1 protein-coding gene is annotated in these 698 nt (G+C 42.7%); it reads right to left on the reverse strand.

Features of this window, described 5'->3' with window-relative positions; genetic code table 11:
- A partial coding sequence (locus A3735_RS00885; protein ID WP_156499286.1) for a hypothetical protein occupies window positions 1-509 on the reverse strand: 509 nt, incomplete at its 3' end.
- Between the last annotated feature and the right edge of the window lie 189 nt (window positions 510-698).

Consider the following 698-nt stretch of genomic DNA (forward strand, 5'->3'; position numbering starts at 1 on the left):
ACTTGGTATTGCTCAAAACCGTCTGACGAACCACTTGAGGGCACATAAGGAGGAATCAGGCCTGACTCGGACAAATAGCTTGTATCGTGCAAGGCAAAAATTCGTGGGTAAGGCAGGTTATTTTTATCTGCGCCTGCAGCCGCCCAACCTAGAGAGTGTGCAACTTCAGACAAGCGTGTGACTGCTGCACCACCATCTGTAATTGTCAGGTCTATATTACCACCGGTCATATCGACATTTTGCAGCTGGATTGTCACCGAACGAATAGAGTTATCAGACCAATGGTAACGTAAGCCACCTTCAACGTAGGCTGCTAATTCCGTTGAACCATTCAGAACCTTGATTTCCGAAATATCAGTCACTTCACCCGCTGCCAGAGGCAAACCAAAGGTGACGACCTCAGAGTTTGTCGGCGTTACTTCACTATCAGCTTGTAAGGTGATCTGCGTATTTAACGCATGAACTGATGTCCCCGCTATGAGTAGACATGCTCCAGCACTATATCTCATAAAACACGATCTTAAAGCTTTCATCGTGATGTACCTCTTAAAATTCTTAACGAATGACAAATGTAAAAAAGTTTGACCCTTACATAACAAAAGTAGGTCAAGCTGCAGACATATCTAGCAAAAAATACATTAATTTTGTAACCACTACTCTAACGCTCTTAAAAGCATTTTACTTAGACTAATTCAACA

Source organism: Oleiphilus sp. HI0061, from assembly GCF_001635675.1.